Origin of the sequence: Rhodanobacter sp. MP1X3, from assembly GCF_014207165.1 — a bacterium.
Classification (GTDB): Bacteria; Pseudomonadota; Gammaproteobacteria; order Xanthomonadales; family Rhodanobacteraceae; genus Rhodanobacter.
The window spans coordinates 465,394-483,502 of the sequence record NZ_JACHCO010000001.1; the positions used below are offsets into that span (position 1 = coordinate 465,394).

Sequence of the window (18,109 nt, forward strand, 5' to 3'; positions counted from 1 at the left end):
ACGCAAAAATCGCGCCAGATCTGGGCCTTAGCGTGCTCTGTGAAACGCGCTTTACGTGGGCTCCGCTCAGCCGGTGTCGAGCCAGAAAGTTACCGGCCCGTCGTTCACCAGCTGGATCATCATATGGGCACCAAAGCGGCCGGTTTCCACCCCGGGGTGTGCATCGCGCGCCAGTTCGACCAGTCGATCGAACCATATCCGCCCCTGTTCCGGTGTTGCCGCCGTCGAAAAGCCAGGGCGCATGCCCGAGCGCGTATCGGCCGCGAGGGTGAACTGGCTGACCAGCAGCAGGGCGCCGCGGGTCTCCGCGAGCGAGCGATTCATGCGGCCGGTGTCGTCGGCAAACACGCGATAGCCAAGCAGGCGCTCGAGCATGCGTCTGGACTGTGCTTCGCCATCGTCTGGCTGCACCGCTATCAGAGCCAGCAGGCCTGGGCCGATACGGCCAACAAGTTCATCGCCCACATCGACGCGGGCGGACAGTACGCGTTGGATCAGGGCAATCATGGTGGCATCTGGGTGGCTGGAGTTTCAGCTTAAAGCGACCCGCCGATGGGTGAAAGCACAGGCATTTAGACGTGATCCCTGCGGTCACGTCGGACGCGCTCCCGTAAACTGTGCGGATGCGTGCCGACATGACCTTCGTTTATCTCTTCCTGCGCCTGCTCGGCCAATTGCCTCTGCGTGCGCTGCACAGCATCGGCAGCGTGCTGGGCCGGTTGGTGTTGTGGCGAAACAACCGGACGGTGCAGAACACGGCGGTGAACCTATGCATCGTGCAACCGCAGTTGGATGATGCGGCACAGGTGACGCTGTTGCGCGAGGTGATGATCGAGAGCGGCAAGTCGGTGGTCGAGCTCGCCAAGATATGGGGCGGCGGCGCGGAGCATGCGTTGGAACTGATCCGCGAAGTGCGCGGCGAAGCCTTGCTCGATGCCGCGCTGGCCAGGGGCAAGGGCGTGATCATCGCCGCGCCGCATCTGGGCTGTTGGGAATTGCTCAACTACTGGTTGTGCCGCAAGACGCCGATGGCAATTCTGTATCGGCCACCCCGCGTCGCAGCAGTGGAAGCCCTGCTGCGCAAGGTTCGCGGCGCGCTGGCGCCTGAGCAGGTTCGCGCCGATGGCGCCGGCGTGCGTACGCTGTACAAGCGACTGGCGGCGGGTGGCACGGTAGGCATCCTGCCGGATCAGAAGCCGCGCGCCGGTGAGGGCGAATTCGCGCCGTTCTTCGGTCGCGACGCGCTGACCATGGTGCTGCTGCCGCGGTTGGCGGCCCGTACCGGAGCGACCGTGTTGTTCGGATTTGCGGAGCGCTTGTCGGCGGGCGCGGGCTATCGCGTCCATCTGTTGCCGGCACCCGAGAGTATCGTCGCCGCCGATTTGGCCATTGCCTGCACGGCACTCAATCAGGGCGTTCAATCCTGTGTCGAGCTGGCGTTCGCGCAGTACCAGTGGCAATACAAGCGCTACTCGGCGGATGATCGGCCAAGCCCTTATGACAAAGAGAACGGCTGAGGGTTATCGAGTCGCGATGACTCTATGGAAGTTGCGTAAGACCGTCTTGCCAGCATGCAAACTTCCTGCGCTGTTTCTACAGGTTTGGCTTTTCCAGCCTGCGCAAAAACACGCCCATTTCCTTTTCGGCCTGCTTGTCGCCGCGCTTTACGGCGGCGGCAATGCCGCTGCGCCAGGCTTCGGCAGCGGCCTCTTTCTGGCCTGTGTCCAGGCAAGCCTTGCCCAATAGTTTCCATGCTGCTGAATAGCCAGGATCAAACACCACTGCACGGCGCAGCTCGTCGATAGCGTCGCTGCCATTGCCGTCCGATAGCAACGCACTTCCCAGCGAGAATCTCAGTAGTGCGCCATCGCGTGGTCCATCGCGCTGCAGGCGAAGACTGGCGATCCGCTCATCGTTCATGGCTGCGAACGATAGCGTCCATCCGGGATGGGATAGATGTGCGTCGGCTGAGTGGGTTCGGGCGGTGTGCGTCCAGAATAGATATCAGCCAGCGAGGCGGCTGGCCAGATCACCATCCACGATGAGCGGAACGGTTGCACCAGCAACGCGTAGCGTAGATCGCTGGCATCGAGTTTTTCGGGGTGATCGACGATCAGGCCATCGGGATGCGCCTGGGCAAACTCTTTCACCGCTTGTTCGCCCCAAAGTTCGGTGATCGGATGCAACAGGCGACCCTCGAAATGAAATTGGCCGTCATAGTTTCCAAGATGGGCGATCGGCCGCTGCGCAATATCCGCTGCGCCCAGCATGCGTGCGGATGGGCCAAGATCGTACTTGGGCCATAGCGTGAGGGTGAACAGGGTATTGAGCGCGAGTGTGGCGACAAGCCCGGCGACCGCCAGACGGCGCATCTCACCGCGGCCGCGTACGAGTAGTAGTGCGCCAAGCAGAAGAAAGATCACACCGAAAAAGCGACTGTACGCGGCGGGGCCATCAAACCACTCACCGTGCAAATGATTACCTGCCACCAGCGCCGGCAACGCGAACAGAAAAACGGCGAAAACGATACCGCCTACACCTAGCGGCCAAGTGCCCAGCCATGCATTGTCAGCGAGTATTGGCCGACGCTCTCGCAGCACGGCAACGGCCGCGGCGATCAGCATCACGCCACCACCGAATTCGGGCAGCGGGTAGTACGCCTGTTTGCCGCTGATCAGCGAAAACACCAGAAAACACGGCAACAGCCAGCAAAGCAGAAAATGCAGGCCCGACTCCAGCGGCTGGCGCAGCAGCACGATCAGCAGCGGCACCAGCAACAGAAGGATCAACAGGTGTTCCAGCTGCGAGGCATGCCAGTGAAAAACCAGCAGCGACAGCAAGCCAAGCGCCGCAACTGCCATCAAACTCAGGCCCACCCGCATACCGGCGCGCCATGGCTTTTGGAAAAGCGCGATAACGAGGGCAACGCTGGCGCGCGGCCACGCACTGAAGGGAAACATCAACACCGGCAGATAAATCAGATACCACCACGAAGGATGCGCATGGCTCTGCAGCGGCTTGGCATGCTGCATCCCTTTCACCACACGACCGGCGGTCTGGGTGAAGAACAGCCGTTGCCGATAGGCGTCGCCACCGGAAAAGCCCGCAGGGAGTGCCCAGGCGAGCAAGATCGCGCCACCAAGCAATACGGAAAGCACGCCACGACCGTACCAGCGCGCGCGATGCTCACGCGCCCATTCGTTCCACAGCGGACCGAGCAGCCAGGGGAACAGGATGTGCAAGAACATCACCGGCCCCTTGGTCAGCAGGCCGGCACCGATACATAAACCGAACAGCAGCCAGCGCGGCTCGGTACGGTCGAGTTTCGGTGTCAGGCAAAGGAGTGCCGCCAGCGTCCACGTTGCAAGCAGCACGTCGTACATGATCTGCTGGCCGAACAAGAAGGCATAGCTCAGCGCCAGCAACATCCACGGCGCGCCCTTGGCGATCCACGGCCGGTTAGGGAAAAGCCGCCGCGCGAGCACTGAGACAAGCACCAGCTGCGTGCCGCCGATCAGCACTTCAAGCGCGCGTGGCCAGACATCACTGACACCAAACACGAACCAGCCAGCGTGTATCAGCCAGAACAAGAGCGGTGCTTTTTCACTGTAGGGCTCGCCGTTGATGTACGGCACCAGCCAATGGCCGTGGCTCCACATTTCCCACGCCACCGCCAGCGTTCGCGTGGAGTACAGGGGCATTGGGCCGTGCGAGAAAATCGCCAGCAGCGCTACCAATGTCCACAGCGGAAGCCACGGCCACAGAGCCCGCAGGGTTTCGGAACGGCTATAGGCACTGACGGACACAGGCGCACTCGTGTGGATTTAGTGGTGGATTCTAGTCTGCGTGGGACATAGCACGGTTACGACGTGATTGTAGCGATCGTGACTCAGGCCGGACCCCAGTAGCCAATGCGGCGGCGCAGCTTGAGTTTACGCCACGGATTCCATGGCTTGCGGCGGCGATTGCGTGCGCCCGTTGCGATGAAGGTATCCACTGCATCGAGTACACGCTCGCTCGCTCGGCCGTCGCGATAAGGATGGATGGCGTCGGCGAATTCGCGGATCGCCTGCATCAGCTCCGGTGGTCTGGCCAGCGCGCGTTCGATCGCCGGTTCGAACTGCGTGGGATCATCGATATCGATCAGCTGCGGTCCGGGCCGGCGATTCTTGAACGTCACCACGGGCTTGCCAGTGAGCAGAAATTCGCTCAATGCCGAGGAGGTATCCGAGCACATCATATCGACCTGGGGAAACAGTTCGAGGATGTTGTCGTTTTCGGCGAAGCGGAGAAACTCATTCTGCAGCGCCTTGTAGCGCGCCGTGATTTCCGGATTCATCTTCGGATGAAAGGTGACGATCCAGCGCCAGCGGCCATCACGCGATAGACGCTTGATTTCCTCGTACAAGGTGTCGGCGGCGCTCCACGATGGTGAAAACGTCGAGTGATAGAGAATGACCGGCGGCTGGCGTACCGGCGGCAAGGCGCCGGCGATTTCGCGCATGAAGGGGTCGAGCTTGGGCCAGCCGGTTTCGATGACTGTGAAATGGCCGAGCTTGGCAGCCACCTCACCAAACGCCTTGGTGTCGCGCGGGCCGGTGGTGCAGTACAAATCGAAGAAGCCGCGCACGTAGACATGGCGAGGCTTGCCGGCGTCGAAGCCGTGGAAGGTTTCCACCTTCACGCCAGGGAAGAAATGCGGCAGATGATTGCTGGATGTGATCACGGCGATCGGGTTCCACGCACGCACTTCGGCGACCGTCAACAAGCGCTCACCGTCGATCAGATCCTCAGCGCCAGGGCCGTCAAAGAACCATGCCGCTTCGTGACCGCGTGCACGGATTGCCTCCTGCACTGGTCGCAGGATAGCCAGCGCGTAGCGCTCGGAGCCGTAGAGCAGGTAGTGCTTGACCAAGGCCGGTGCTGGTTGAATGGAGGCGGGTGCGTTGCTCATCAGCGATCGATGCCATGGCGAGTGAGAAGTTTGGCCGCGCGATCTACCGACTCGGGGTTATGCCGCATTTCGTAATAACGCATGCGCTTGTAGATGGCATAGCTGGCCGCGGTGTGCGCGATCATGAAACCGCGCCAGCCGTCCATGAAAGCCAGCCGGAAAAGGTAGTCCTTGATGAAGGCCAGGGCGAACACGAACGGCGCCTGCCACATGCGTACCGGTTTGCCCTTCTCCAGCCAGTCGCGACATTTCAGCTCGGCATAGCGCAGCACCTTCAGCTGTTTGTGCGGCAGGGTGGGATTGTTGATGTGGTTGAACGGTGCGCGCAGCGTGGGGGCGTCGCCGTCGAAACGCAGCGATTCGTGTACTCGCGCATCTGTCCAACGAGCGCGGTCGCGATGATAAAGGCGTGCCAATTTTTCACCGACGGCTGGGCGATACCAGCGCATCGGCGCGCCCATGTAGATCGTGCTGCGGCGCAGATACGCAGCCGGTGCATCGCTGGTTATCAGTTCTGGCAATCGTTGCTGTAGTTCGATGGCGAGTTCAGGCGTCAGGGTTTCATCGGCATCCAGCGCGAGAATCCACGTGTGGCTGCACTGCGTGGTGGCGAAGTTGCGCTGCGCGCCGAAGCCAAGCCAGTCCTGCTGGACGACGCGTGCGCCGTGGGCCTGCGCAATCGCTACCGTGTCATCGTCGCTGCCACTGTCGATCACCAGTTTCTCGGCCGCGAACGGTACGCTGTCCAGGCAGCGTCCGATGGTGTCGGCCTCGTTGTGGGTGATGACGACCAAGGTGAGCGGGAGGGTGGGCATGCGGCGGATTCTAGCCGATTGACCCATGGCCTCATCGGATCCAGCCAATCCGTCGCCGTCCGCTCGCCGATCACTCTGCCGTATCGCGGGCACTCATCGGCCCTGCTTTTCTTGTTGGTTATGGCAGATGCCAGCTGCCGAGTTCGGTATGATAGGGGTTGGATAATGCGTCCGCATTGACAAAACTTTACCTGCGCCGCACATCAGCCCTGCCGAGCTTCGGCAGCGATCATGGGAAAATGTCTGCCAATGAGCAAGATCGCCAGCGAGGTTGTTGTTTCTGCATGCGCCGTATTTCCGGGCGAGAAACTTTTTCCTGCATATCTGTCGTCGAACATTCCCGCATGAGCCATCAAACGACAAGTTTCGCGGTGGTCATCACCAGCTACAACTATCGCGAGTATGTTTTGGAAGCGGTGGAGAGTGCGCTGGCACAGAGCCGCAAGGCGGCGCAGGTCATTGTCGTCGACGACGGCTCCACCGATGGTTCGGTTGACCTGTTGCGTGAGCGTTACGGCGCCGACGATCGCGTCGTTCTGCTTTGTGGGAACAATGGCGGCCAATTGGAGGGGTTCCAGCGTGGCGTGGCGCGGGTCGAAGCGGATGTCGTGTGCTATCTGGATTCCGATGACCGCTGGGCGCCGGATTATCTGGCGCGCTTGGGTGAGCTCTACGATGTTCGTCGTGATGTCGATTTCGTCTTCACCGATATGCAGCACTTCGGCGAAGAGAGCAAGATCGTGGGTTTTCATCGCAGTGCCGTCGACCTAGGCTATACCGCGGTGATCACGTATGCACTCACGCGCTGGTACGGTGCGCCCACTTCGGCGTTATCCATGCGCGCACCGTGGGCCAGAAAAGTGCTTGAGGTACCGGACAGCTTTCGCGAAACCTGGCGCCTCTCGGCGGACAACTGTCTGGTGTTCGGCGCCAGTGTGCTCGGTGCACGAAAATACTATCTGCCCACCGGCAGTGTCTGGTATCGCATCCATGGCAAGAACGGCTGGTGGTCCAATCGCAGTGCGTCGGTGGCGTACACCAACCGGCTGCGCTCGCGTGGCCTGATCGGTTACTACGCGCGCGTGGCAGGGCTGGACGAGTCATGCATCGAGCTATCCAAGCTCGAATACAAGACCAAGCCCGATCCGCTGTGGGCAGAAACCAAGCGTTATGCGGCGCTGGCAATGCGCGGCCGCGCGCCGTGGTGGAAGCGTGTCGAGCACATGCTGGCAATTCTGCTGGGATCGAAAGCAACAGGACTACCTAAAGGCAGCTGATCGTTCGCCAAAATCATCGCGTCAGCGCTACTTGCCCGATGACTTGACGCTTTGTCCTGCCCATCTCACATCGACGGTTTGATCTTGCAGGAGCGGCTGCAATGCATCCTGCAGAAGTCCTGCGAAACGCTGCTGATTGGTCTCGAACCAACCGCGTGCTGCCGCGCCAAGAGCCTCGTATTCGCCGATATTCATGCTGCGCGCGCGTTCGATCGTGGCTTCCAGCGCCGCTTCGTCGAAATGGTAGCGCGTTGACGCATTCAAGCGTCCCACTGCCTTGGCGGCAACCAGCAGGCCGCGTTCGGGACGCACCAATTCATTCATCGGTGGCGCGTCACAGGTAATGGTCACTGCACCGCAGCTCATCGCTTCGGCGATGTAATGACCCCAGCCTTCGGCTTCGGACAGGCATAAATGGAAGACGTGGCTATTCTGCAGGCGGCGGATGTCCTCGATATCGCACAATGTGGCAATACGGTGCTGCACATTGTCACGCTCCGGTGTCATGGGCATGCCTGGCGCCGTCTGTGGCGATTGCAGCACCAGTAGCGGCGGCCATTCGGGATGGCGTCGCCACAGCGCGAGAAGGCGCCCGGTACCCTTCATCCGGCTGGCACCGGCCAGATGGAGGAAATGTGGCTCCCTCGGCATTTTTGGAATCAGGCAATCCGTGCTGCGAAAGCCGATATAGCGCGTGGGCATGCCGCGTGCCTGAAATATGGCCGCAGCGACTCGAGTCTTGGCAAGCAGCGCGTCGAAACGGTGCAAATGCCGCTCGTCTCGCCGAGACAGCCATTCCGGATTGGGTATGAAAAAGTTTCGCCGTGCCGTGCCGAAGTAGGCTGGTTGCACATGCTCCAGCATGATGTTGGCATCGAACTTCCAGCGCACGCCATCGCCACTTTGCAAAGATTGCCACATGAGTCGGAGGCGGATCCACAATGCGCGAGGCGTCCAGCGCCGCCGCTTCGGGCCGACAGACGTCACATGCACTTCGTTACCCAGCGACTCGAGCGTTTCCCGCAGCAGACGCAGGTCGTGACTCAACCCTCGACCGTTGTCCCAGCCGATCAGGTTGATACGCGTTGTTGGCATCCGATCAGACACGCAGCGCGACCTCTTCTGATGATTCCCGCCGACCGAGTAAAACCGCCAATCCAAGTACCAGGAAAAAGTACAGCGAATGCGGCATGGCCCGATAGAAGACGTTGTCAGTCCATCCACACAACGCATACATGCTGACAATGGCGACACCGACAGAGGCCGAGATGATCTCGCTGTCATGAGCATGCAGCGCGTGATGAAGGAAATAACCCAGTGGCACGGCAAAGATCAGCAAGATGACCAGCAAGCCCGGTGCGCCACCGGTAGCGGCAGCTTCCAGGTACTCGTTATGGGGATGCTCATATTTTGCGATAGCCGGGTTGGTGTGACCTTCGGCGACCTGCTGGCGTGCATACACACCAAATTGATCGATACCCACGCCCGCCAGTGGATGATCCATGAAAGCGTGGCCTGCCGTGTGCCACATCTCCAGCCGCTCGCGTACAGCACCTCTGGCATCGGTCTTGGAGTTGTAGCTTGTCATCTCCGAGCCCACCTCTGCAAATCGCTTCACAAACACGGGTTGACTGTTGATGGGCGTCGTCGTCGCAGATGCTGCGGTGACCACCTTGGCTGGCATGGTAGCCGCATTTACATTTGCCGTGACCGGGCCGTCTGCCTCGAGAGCGGCCGGCGTATTGACGTTATGCACGCTTCCTGCGGCAAGAACACCGCCACCCACGATCGCGACAAGCATCAGCAATCCCTTGCTCCAGCGACGAGTGCGTCTTGCGTAGATCACGATTAAAAACAGCAAGATGGGTACGAAAGCCAGTAGCGGTCCGCGGCTCTGGGTCAGCAGAGCGCCATACATGCCAAATGCGGCGCCAGTGCCATGCAGGATTTTTTCAAGCGGGTTGCTCGAATAAAATACTTGCAGCCAGCCGCTCAACGACAACACCATCATGACCATGGCGAATTCGATGGCGCCCCAATCACCGCCGTTGAGACCGAAAGCTCGGTCAATTCCCAGGAAAAAGTGCTGCACGAGGCAGACGATGCCGAGAACGATCGCGGTAAGGCTGAAACCGAGCCATACCCAGCGCATGCGTAGTGGCAGGCTGAAGACGGCTGCCGTAGCCATGTAAAGCAGAATATGGGACGGCAGATCGAAAGCGTTCCAGCCAAGCCCGTGACCAAGAATATTGAGCGCCGTATAGAGTACGCCCATGCCACAAACAACCATCACGGGCCAGGCCTTGCGATAGCTGTTCCGCGTGGCTGCTCTTCTGAAAAGCAGGCTCAAGCCGGCGATTAGCAACATCAGCGCGGGTAAAGCTTTGACATGCCAAGAGACGGAAAACGACAGTGGCATCAGGGCAACCAGCAGAGACAATGCGCCCAACGACCATGCGTTCAATCTTGCGTCCACGCCTTCTCCTCAGTCAAATCATCTCCCTGTGCTGCACGAAGGGTTTGAGGCCTTCAGCACTAGCTTTGAGTTTACGCATGGTACTTTAGGTAAGCCCTTCGACGGCAAAGCATTATCAGGCCATAACAGCCGCGTTCATGTTGTCTATTGCTACCCACTTTGTTGTCTATTACTAGCCACTTCCCCCGCGAAGTTCTTCGCTCGGATGCATAGGTCGATGCCTTGAAGCTTCTGTTCACCAACTTCCATGACGGTGACGGCGGCGGCCATACGACCTATGTGATGACGCTGGCCAAGGCCTTGGCCACTCGACATGAGGTGCATGTGGCGGTGCCGCCGACAAGCCGGCTGTACCTTGAAGCAAGCGCGGAACCGTCTCTGCATGCCTGGTCGCAACCGTTTCCCAATGGACTGAAGAGGCTGGCGGCTCGCCAGCAGGCGCGGCGGCGGCTCGCAACCTTGTTGCGAGAGCAGGATTTCGATCTGGTGCATGTCAACGGCTCGGCCGACCATCGATTGGTGATGGCGGCCGTGCGTGGGTTGTCACGCCGACCGCGCATTGTGCTGACCAAGCACAACTCCAAGCCGATGACTGGCCTTGGTCACTGGTGGCGCGCAAGGCGCGGTACCGACATGGTCATCGCTGTCTGCGACTACACGTATCGGGCGCTAGCGATCTCACCGTATCGACGTTGCCGACTGACCACGGTGCATAACGGGGTCGACATTGCCCATTTCGCACCGTGGATTCATTCGCTGGCGGTCGTGGAGCGGCAGCATTGCATCGGCGATCCGTCGGTGCTGTTGCTCGGAAGCAACGCGGGCACGGCGGCCTACAAGGGCTGGATGGATCTGGTCGAAGCATTGGCGTTGCTACCGCAAGACCTGCGTGCCCAAATACACCTACTGGTCGCTGGCCGAACGCCGGATGCCGCCCTGCAGCAGCGCATTGGCGACCTGGGCTTGAGCGAGCAGGTGCATTTTCCCGGACTGCTCGAAGATGTGCGGCCGGTACTGGCAGCCATCGATGCGGGTTTCGTGCTGTCGTGGGATGTCGAAACCATCTCGTTTGCCTGCCGCGAAATGATGGCGATGGGCAAACCGGTATTGGTCAGCGAATACGCTGGCCTGCCGGAGAATATTCGTCCTGATGTCGACGGCTGGCTGGTGCCCCCGCGCGATCACCAGGCCATGGCCGAACGACTGCGGCAACTTCTGCAGCAACGCGCTGATCTGCCATCGATGGGCGTCGTAGCCCGCACGCACGCGGAGCAGGCGTTTGGACTGGACCTGTTCGTCGAACGTACCGAGACGGCCTACGCCGATTTGCTCGCGGCGAGTCGCTGAGCAGACTCAGTCGGCGGCATCGCTGTCGTTGTCGTCACTGTGTGGCACGCAGCCGGGCAGCACTGCATCGACCTTGAACATCCACCACTCGCGACGATTGGCGTGGCCGACGTAAGTGGCCTTGCGGCGATCCACGCACTGGCCCATTGCCACGTCGAGACTGAAGATCCAGCGTTGCAACGGCTCTGCACCTTGCCATGCGATGGCGTCGGCGTATTGCTGCGGCCAGGGCTTCAGGAAACCGAATTCGACAGTCGGCCCTTGCGCCATCAGCAGGTTCTGCTCCTTCCAGGCGAGCAGGCCGATGGTCGCCTGCGGCCCGGCGATGACACGCGCGTGTTGCATGACATCGCGAGCCGAACGATCGCCGTTGAGCATCGGGTAACCCCACAGGCCGTAGAGGCCCCACAGCACGCCCGCAAACGCCAGCCAGCCTATTGCGGCGCGGCGCACGCGCGTGAGCGCGACGATGACCAGGCCAGCCAGGCCGATGCTGAGCAGCAGCCACCAGATCCGCGGATCCAGGCTTTGTTCGAACTGGGCGGCCCAGGATGGATGCCGAGTTAGCGCCAGCGTTGCCGCGGCGGTCAGGCCGGCACTCATCAGCCCGGTCAGCGCGAAGATCAGCACGCGGATGCCCCGCTTGCGCAGCAGGCCCGGCAGCAGCGGCGCCAGCGCCAGTGCGGTCATCGGCAAGGCCGGCAGGATGTACACATCGCGCTTGCCCGGGCTGATGGAGAAAAACAGCAGGATCAGCACCACCCAGCCCAGCGGCAGCAGCAACCGCGCGTCGCGACGTTTCAGCCGTCGCCACCATGCCGGCAGCGCCCATGGCAGCAGCAGCGATAGCGGCAGCCAGTCGATCAAAATGATGCCGATGAAATAAAACGGCGAATGGAAGTGCCCGCTCGGCGCGGCATAACGATGCACGGTCTGGCCGAACAGGATGTTCTGCACATACTCGGCGTGCTGCGGATCGCCGTCGGCGTGTGCGACCAGCAGCATGGGCAACAGCCACGCCAGGATCGGTACGAGGAACATCGCCAGTCCGCCGGCCCAACGCCAGCCGCCGCTGGACCACGCGATGTGCTGCCAGCGGCCGCGGCAGACGACGGCATAGGGAATCAGCATCAGCAGTGCGATGACGCCGACGCCCTTGGTCGCCACGCCGACACCCGCAAAAAAGCAGCCCACCGCAAACCAGCGCCACGACGGTCCCAGTAGCAGGTGACGCAACAGGCCGTAGTTGGCCAGCGTGACCCAGCCCAGCAGCAGCGGGTCGATCTGCGCGTTGCGCATCTGATAGGTGAAGTGGATGGTGACCAGCAGAGTGGCTGTGGCCAGCAGGGCACTGCGGTGATTCCACAGGCGACGCGCCAGATCGTAGGTCAGGGCAAGAGCGCCCAGGCCAGCGGCCAGCGACGGCAGCATGAAGGCGACGCGCCAGCTGCCGGTGATGAAATAACCCAGCGCCTGCAGCCACATGAATACTGGCGGCTTGTCCGGATACAGTTCCGCACCGCGATGCGGAAACAGCCACTGGCCATGCTCCACCATCAGCCGCGCGACCAGCGCAAAACGCGGTTCGTCCGATGGCCACGGATCACGCAGGCCGATGCCAGCACCGAGCAGCAGCAAGGCGAAAACACCGAACAACAGCAATTCCCAGCTGGCGCTGCGCAGCCACAGTGGGCGGGCGTGGGACAAGGACTTCACGGCGGAGCAGGTTCCGTTGGGCAGGCAAGGGCGCAAGCATAGCCGGGCCGATGCGAGGGTTTGAAACTCGGCGCGTTTGCCGCGCCGCGCGTCGTCACGGTCAATCCTGGGGCATGGCCTGCTTTTCCAGCACGGCGTAATACATGCCATCGAGATCGCCATCACCCGGCAGAATCTGCCAGCCGACTTTGGCGGCATGCCCTACCGGCAAGGTGAACGGCACCACGCACGCGTCGGCTTGTTGAGCGAGCAACTCGCCCACGATGACCTCGTTTTCCGCGCGCAGTACCGAGCAGGTGATGTAGATCAGCCGTCCACCTGGCGCGAGCAACGGCCATAGCGCCGAGAGTATTCGGTGCTGCTGCTCGTGCATCGCAGCGATGTCGCTTTCGCGCCGGTGCAATCGCACGTCCGGCCGGCGTCGCAGCACGCCGGTGGCTGAGCAGGGTGCGTCGATCAGGATGCGGTCGAACGGTTGGCGTTTCCACCAGCCGGCGGGTGCGCCGGCATCGCCGATCACGATCTTGGCATCGAGCCGCAGGCGCATCAGGTTCTGGCGGATGCGTTCGCCGCGTTTGGCATCGACTTCCAATGCGGTCAAGTCGATGCGCGCGCGTTCGAGCAGATGGCAAGCCTTGCCGCCGGGTGCGGCGCAGGCGTCGAGCACGCGCATACCATCCTTCAGGTCGGCAAGATCGGCGGCGACTTGGGCAGCGCCATCCTGCACGGCGAACGCGCCATCCTCGAAGCCAGGCATGCGGGTGACGTCGGCGCTATGCGGCAGCACCAGCGCATCGGTCAGCCATGGATGGAGGGATGCCTCGTAGCCCGCCGCCTGGAACTGCGCGAGCAGCGCATCGCGCTCGATATGCTGGCGATTGACCCGCAGCATCAGCGGCGGCTCGCGGTTGTCGGCGGCCATCACCGCATCGGCCTGTGCCGGCCAGTCGCTGGCGAGCGCCTTGGCCAGCCATTCGGGGTGCGCATGGCGCGTTTGTGGCTTGGCATCAAGCCGGGCGATCAGGTTTTCGCGCTCGCGCTGCCAGCGGCGCAGTACGGCGTTGACCAGTCCGGCCAGCTGCGGACGCTTAAGGTTGCGGGTGGCTTCGACGGTGGCCGCTACGGCCGCGTAATCCTGTAGCTGCAGGATTTCCAACTGCACCAGACCCAGCACCAGCAGCGCGTGGATTGCCGGGTCCTTGTGTCGCAGCGATTTTTCCAGCAGGTGATCGATGGCAGCGTCGAAGCGCAACCACCAGCGTGCGCCCTCGCTGAGCAAGGCCATCAGTAGCGCACGGTCGCGTGGATCGCGAAGCTTCGGTGCGTTGCGCTCCATGACTTCGCGCAGGGAGGCGCCGCGCATGGCGATTTCGGCAAGGGACCGGGCCGCCAGTGCGCGGGTGTCGACCGTCATCGCGGGCCGCGCAGTTCGGGGCGCGCGTTGAGGTAATCGGCGGCCGTGATGCGCTTGCCACCGGCGCGCTGCAGCGCGGTGATGCGCAGTACGCCATCGCCGCAGGCCAGGTCGATGCCGTCGCGACTGGCGCCCAGCACGCTCCCAACGGTGGCATGGTGATCGCCCTCCATCGCGTGCGCTGCCCAGATCCGCAGTGGTTCGCCGGCCACGTCCGCTTCGGCGACGGGCCAGGGGTCGAATGCGCGCACTTTGCGCTCAAGCGCCACCGCTGTTTGGCTCAGATCGAGCCTGGCTTCGGCCTTGTCGAGCTTGTGCGCGTAGGTCACACCATCTTCATGCTGTGGCATGGCGGTCAATGCCTCACCGGCCACCGTGCGGCGCACCCCTTCGGTCAGTACTTCGGCGCCGAGGGCGGATAGCCGATCGTGCAGGCTGCCGCCGGTTTCATCGGCGGCGATCGGCATGCGTCGCTGCAACATCACCGGACCGGTATCCAGCCCCGCTTCCATTTGCATCAGATCGACGCCGCTTTCCGTATCGCCGGCAAGAATGGCGCGCTGGATCGGTGCAGCCCCGCGCCAGCGTGGCAACAGGCTGGCGTGAACGTTCCAGCAACCCAAGCGTGGTGTGGCCAAGACCTTGCGTGAAAGAATCAGGCCGTAAGCCACCACCACCAGCAGATCCGGCTGATAGCTCGCCAGCATCTGGCGCGCCTCAGTCGACTTCAGTGACTCGGGTTGTTCGACGGCGATACCTGCGGCCAGCGCCGCCTGTTTGACCGGGCTGGGTGTCAGCTTGCGGCCACGGCCCGCGGGACGATCCGGCTGGGTGTAAACGGCAACGACGATGGCATCGCTGGCGATACAGGCTTCGAGGCAGGGAACGGCAAACTCTGGCGTACCGGCAAAAATCAGCCGCAAGGGGCGCTCACTCAAGCGGTGGCCGCCTGCTTGCGCGCCTTTTCCAGTCGCTTGAGCAGCAGGTTGCGTTTCAGCGACGAGAGATAGTCGACGAACACCTTGCCTTCCAGATGGTCCATTTCATGCTGGATGCATACGGCCAGTGGGCCCTCGACCTCGACGATGATCTCTTCACCACGGACGTTCTGTGCTTTTACCTTGACCGTCAGCGCGCGGGTGACGTCGGCATACAGGCCGGGAAACGACAGGCAGCCTTCCTGATAAACCTGCGAGCCGGCCTTTTCGAGAATCTGCGGATTGATCAATGCCAGTGGTTCGTTGCGCTCATCACTCATGTCGGTGACGAGCACGCGCTTGTGCACGTTGACCTGGGTTGCGGCCAGTCCAACGCCGTTAGCGTCGTACATGGTTTCGAACAGGTCGGCGACGAACTGCTTCAGCTCGGCGTCAAACACGGTGACCGGCTCAGCGCGCGTGCGCAGGCGCGGATCGGGGAATTCGATGATGGTAAGTAGGGACATGGGTTTCACCTCGGCGCCAAAAATGCGGGCGGCTTGGTAAAAAACCACCCCCGGCACGATCTAGAATGTTTCTCATTGTACGTCGGCAAGCGTCCGGGCGCAGACGATTTTTGCCAATTAGCGCCTGTTGCGCGTCTTAACGGTTCGGTTACACTCGACCGAGCATCTGGGGAAGGGGGATTCCCACCAATGATCCGAAAAATTACCGTGTTGCTGGCCGGCATGCTGGTCACTGTGGCTGCCTACGCGGCGGGCGCACAGTTACGAGCCAATCACCCGGACAGCTACACCGTTCGGCGGGGCGATACGCTCTGGGCCATTTCCGCCAAGTTTCTGACTAAGCCCTGGCTGTGGCCGGAGATCTGGCAGGCCAACCCGCAGGTGCGCAATCCGCATTTGATCTATCCGGGCGACGTGCTCAATCTGTCTTTCATCAACGGCGGTGGTGGTGGACCGAGTCTGCGACTTGAACCCAGCGTGCATGCCGAGGGTGACGCTGTGCCGGCGATTCCACTGACCGAGCTGCAGACGTTCCTCAAGGACTTGCGCGTGGTGGATTCCAACACCGTCAAATCCGCTCCTTATGTCGTTGGGCTGGAAGAGGGACGGCTACGCAGTACGGCAGGGCAGAACATCTACGTGCGCGGTCTGCAGGGCGCGCCGGGTCAGCGCTGGGCGATCGTGCGACCAACGCACTATTTCCGCGGTTTTGATCAGGGGAACCCCGATAAAGCCGATCTGGTCGCTCACGATCTGGACAGCAACGTTGCGGTGTTCAAGACCCCGTGGGATGAGGACACCCGCAACGATGGCCACTACGGGAAAGGCCAGGACATGGGCATCGAAGTCAGCGTGGTCGGTACGGCCGAAACGCTGCGTATGGGCGACCCATCGACCCTTCTGCTCCTTAACTCCACCATCGATATCCGTAGCGGCGACCGCGTCATGCCACTCGATGATGCGCCCTACGATCCGTATTTCTACCCTCACGCGCCGACGTCGGTAGCCAAGGATGCGCGCGTGATCGGGTTCGCTGACGCAATGGATGCGGTGGGTCCCCATCAAGTGGTGGCACTCTCGATCGGCAAGCGGGACGGCGTCGACAATGGCCAGACTTACTCGATCTACCAGCCGGGGCAGACCGTCAGTGACGACGTGGCAAACAGCAGCTGGCACCGCGACGTCGGCAAGCAAGTCACCCTGCCGGCTGAGTATGTCGGTCACGTCATGGTATTCCGCACGTTTGATCGGGTCAGTTACGGCCTGATCATGGATGGCCTGCGGCCGATACAGATAGGAAATCAGCTGCGCATGCCGGACTAGGCGTCGCTCAGCGGGTTTTCCCTACACAACGGCGCGGCCATCACCGCGCCGTTTTTATTTGTGCTCTGTTCGTAAACTGCAATGCATGAATGACATGGATGAACTCCGCGCATGGATGATCTTGCTGCGCACGCCCGGCCTCGGTCCGGGAGGTCTGCGCGAGCGCCTCGCTGCAGCAAACAACGATATCGCTCAGGTGCTGGCACGGTTGCAGCAGCTGAGATCACTCGGCGCGCCGGCCCGTGCGTGGCTGCAGCAGCCTGACGAGGCGCTGCTGGCCAGTGACATGGAATGGCTTGCCCAACCCGCGCATCGGCTCCTGCGTTGCACCGAAGCCGATTTCCCGCCGCAGCTGGACAACATTCCGCAGCCGCCCACGGCGCTATTTGTTGTTGGCGATGCCAGCCTGCTGTTGTATCCCCAGGTGGCGATTGTCGGTGCGCGCAATGCCAGCACGGGAGGCTTGGCGCATGCCCGCGCGTTCGCCCTTGCACTGGCGCAGGCCGGATTCGCGATCACCAGTGGCATGGCTGATGGTATCGATGGCGCGGCCCATCTTGCGGCGCTGGATAATGGCGTGCCTACGCTAGCCGTGATCGGCACTGGACCGGATCGCGTCTATCCACGCAAACACCATCTGCTGACCAAGCGGATCGCGGAACGAGGCGCGCTGATCAGCGAATTTCCGCCAGGCACGGCAGCACGTGCTGATCATTTTCCGCGACGCAATCGCCTCATTGCCGGTCTGTCGCTTGGTACGCTGGTGGTTGAAGCAGGACTGCAATCCGGCTCGCTGATCACGGCGCGCCTGGCCGCCGAACAGGGTCGGGAAGTGTTTGCGTTACCCGGCTCAATCCACAATCCTCTGGCCCGTGGCTGCCATCGTCTGATCCGCGATGGCGCGCGGTTGGTGGAGACTGCCGCCGAGATTATCGAGACATTGGCGCCCGCAGCGCGCATGCTTGGCGGCGAACTCGCAGCTCGGCTGGTGGCGAATGACGATGGAAACGTAGGCGAGCAGCTGGTTGGAACCGACCACGGGACGCATTTCGGCGCGCATTCCGGCTTGAGCAAAGATCCTGAATATCGCCGCCTTTGGGACGAACTTGGTCATGAAACGGCGACGTTGGACGAACTTGTGCAACGAACCGGGCAGTCGGCGGCGGTGGTGTCTTCCCTGTTGCTGATGCTGGAACTGGAGGCCAAGGTCGAGACGTTGCCGGGCAATCGCTATCAGCGCCTTTCCGGCTCCTGAAGCGGCCATCGGGAAGGGTTTCAGCGGTGTCGGAAGCGGCATCAGGACTGCTCGGGCTTGACAGCCGCGGCTCTGACGTGTTTTCAAC

The 18,109-nt window shown here is 61.8% G+C and carries 16 protein-coding genes; 5 read left to right on the forward strand and 11 right to left on the reverse strand.

Translation table 11 applies throughout. The features are described 5' to 3' along the window. Positions 1-66: 66 nt before the first annotated feature. On the reverse strand, positions 67-507 hold the full coding sequence (gene dtd / locus HDE79_RS01885; protein ID WP_184600223.1) for a D-aminoacyl-tRNA deacylase: 441 nt from the start codon (positions 505-507) through the stop codon (positions 67-69). Between the two features lie 116 nt (positions 508-623). On the opposite strand from dtd, the gene HDE79_RS01890 reads away from it, so the two are divergent. After that, the gene (locus tag HDE79_RS01890; protein ID WP_184600224.1) at positions 624-1,517 is read left to right on the forward strand and encodes a lipid A biosynthesis acyltransferase; all 894 of its coding nucleotides are present in this window, start codon (positions 624-626) and stop codon (positions 1,515-1,517) included. A 76-nt stretch (positions 1,518-1,593) separates the two neighbouring features. On the opposite strand, the gene HDE79_RS01895 is transcribed toward HDE79_RS01890, so the two are convergent. From HDE79_RS01895 to HDE79_RS01910, 4 genes are all read right to left on the reverse strand, one after another. Beyond that, positions 1,594-1,920 carry a tetratricopeptide repeat protein gene (locus HDE79_RS01895; protein WP_184600225.1) on the reverse strand — a complete coding sequence of 109 codons (327 nt, stop codon included), beginning with the start codon at positions 1,918-1,920 and terminating at the stop codon, positions 1,594-1,596. Continuing rightward, entirely contained in the window at positions 1,917-3,806 is a 1,890-nt protein-coding gene (locus HDE79_RS01900) for a glycosyltransferase family 39 protein (protein WP_184600226.1), read from the reverse strand. Before HDE79_RS01900 ends, HDE79_RS01895 begins: the two co-directional genes overlap by 4 nt. 83 nt (positions 3,807-3,889) lie before the next feature. Next, a complete protein-coding gene (locus HDE79_RS01905) occupies positions 3,890-4,954 on the reverse strand; it encodes a CDP-glycerol glycerophosphotransferase family protein (protein ID WP_184600227.1) in 1,065 nt (354 codons plus the stop codon). Beyond that, positions 4,954-5,769, reverse strand: coding sequence for a glycosyltransferase family 2 protein (locus tag HDE79_RS01910; protein WP_184600228.1), 816 nt, complete (start codon positions 5,767-5,769; stop codon positions 4,954-4,956). The genes HDE79_RS01905 and HDE79_RS01910 overlap by 1 nt, the downstream gene beginning before the upstream one ends. Positions 5,770-6,113: 344 nt before the next feature. Here HDE79_RS01910 and HDE79_RS01915 point away from each other — a divergent pair, with 344 nt between their 5' ends. Next, positions 6,114-7,046 (forward strand): glycosyltransferase family 2 protein, encoded by a 933-nt coding sequence (locus HDE79_RS01915; protein ID WP_184600229.1) that lies wholly within the window; start codon positions 6,114-6,116, stop codon positions 7,044-7,046. A gap of 27 nt (positions 7,047-7,073) precedes the next feature. Here the strand turns inward: HDE79_RS01915 and HDE79_RS01920 are convergent, their stop codons facing one another. Both HDE79_RS01920 and HDE79_RS22195 read right to left on the reverse strand, forming a co-directional pair. After that, positions 7,074-8,153 carry a glycosyltransferase gene (locus HDE79_RS01920; RefSeq protein ID WP_343205895.1) on the reverse strand — a complete coding sequence of 360 codons (1,080 nt, stop codon included), beginning with the start codon at positions 8,151-8,153 and terminating at the stop codon, positions 7,074-7,076. Next, the gene (locus HDE79_RS22195) at positions 8,146-9,522 is read right to left on the reverse strand and encodes an O-antigen ligase family protein (protein WP_184600230.1); all 1,377 of its coding nucleotides are present in this window, start codon (positions 9,520-9,522) and stop codon (positions 8,146-8,148) included. The genes HDE79_RS01920 and HDE79_RS22195 overlap by 8 nt, the downstream gene beginning before the upstream one ends. Positions 9,523-9,744: 222 nt before the next feature. On the opposite strand from HDE79_RS22195, the gene HDE79_RS01930 reads away from it, so the two are divergent. Next, positions 9,745-10,869, forward strand: coding sequence for a glycosyltransferase family 4 protein (locus HDE79_RS01930; RefSeq protein WP_184600231.1), 1,125 nt, complete (start codon positions 9,745-9,747; stop codon positions 10,867-10,869). Positions 10,870-10,875: 6 nt separating this feature from the next. Here HDE79_RS01930 and HDE79_RS01935 read toward each other — a convergent pair whose 3' ends face one another. From HDE79_RS01935 to def, 4 genes are all read right to left on the reverse strand, one after another. Next, positions 10,876-12,576: a glycosyltransferase family 39 protein gene (locus HDE79_RS01935; protein ID WP_255488282.1), complete on the reverse strand. Its 1,701-nt coding sequence runs from the start codon at positions 12,574-12,576 to the stop codon at positions 10,876-10,878. A gap of 109 nt (positions 12,577-12,685) precedes the next feature. Further along, positions 12,686-13,999: a 16S rRNA (cytosine(967)-C(5))-methyltransferase RsmB gene (rsmB, locus tag HDE79_RS01940; RefSeq protein ID WP_184600233.1), complete on the reverse strand. Its 1,314-nt coding sequence runs from the start codon at positions 13,997-13,999 to the stop codon at positions 12,686-12,688. Continuing rightward, positions 13,996-14,922, reverse strand: coding sequence for a methionyl-tRNA formyltransferase (gene fmt / locus HDE79_RS01945; RefSeq protein ID WP_184601068.1), 927 nt, complete (start codon positions 14,920-14,922; stop codon positions 13,996-13,998). The genes rsmB and fmt overlap by 4 nt, the downstream gene beginning before the upstream one ends. Positions 14,923-14,933: 11 nt before the next feature. Continuing rightward, the gene (gene def / locus HDE79_RS01950) at positions 14,934-15,443 is read right to left on the reverse strand and encodes a peptide deformylase (RefSeq protein WP_184600234.1); all 510 of its coding nucleotides are present in this window, start codon (positions 15,441-15,443) and stop codon (positions 14,934-14,936) included. A gap of 189 nt (positions 15,444-15,632) precedes the next feature. Between def and HDE79_RS01955 the strand changes: the two genes are divergently transcribed. Further along, complete coding sequence (locus HDE79_RS01955; protein ID WP_184600235.1) at positions 15,633-16,766, forward strand: LysM domain-containing protein; 1,134 nt, start codon at positions 15,633-15,635, stop codon at positions 16,764-16,766. An 85-nt stretch (positions 16,767-16,851) separates the two neighbouring features. Then, positions 16,852-18,021, forward strand: a complete 1,170-nt coding sequence (gene dprA / locus HDE79_RS01960) for a DNA-processing protein DprA (protein WP_184600236.1) — start codon at positions 16,852-16,854, stop codon at positions 18,019-18,021. Positions 18,022-18,109: the final 88 nt, after the last annotated feature.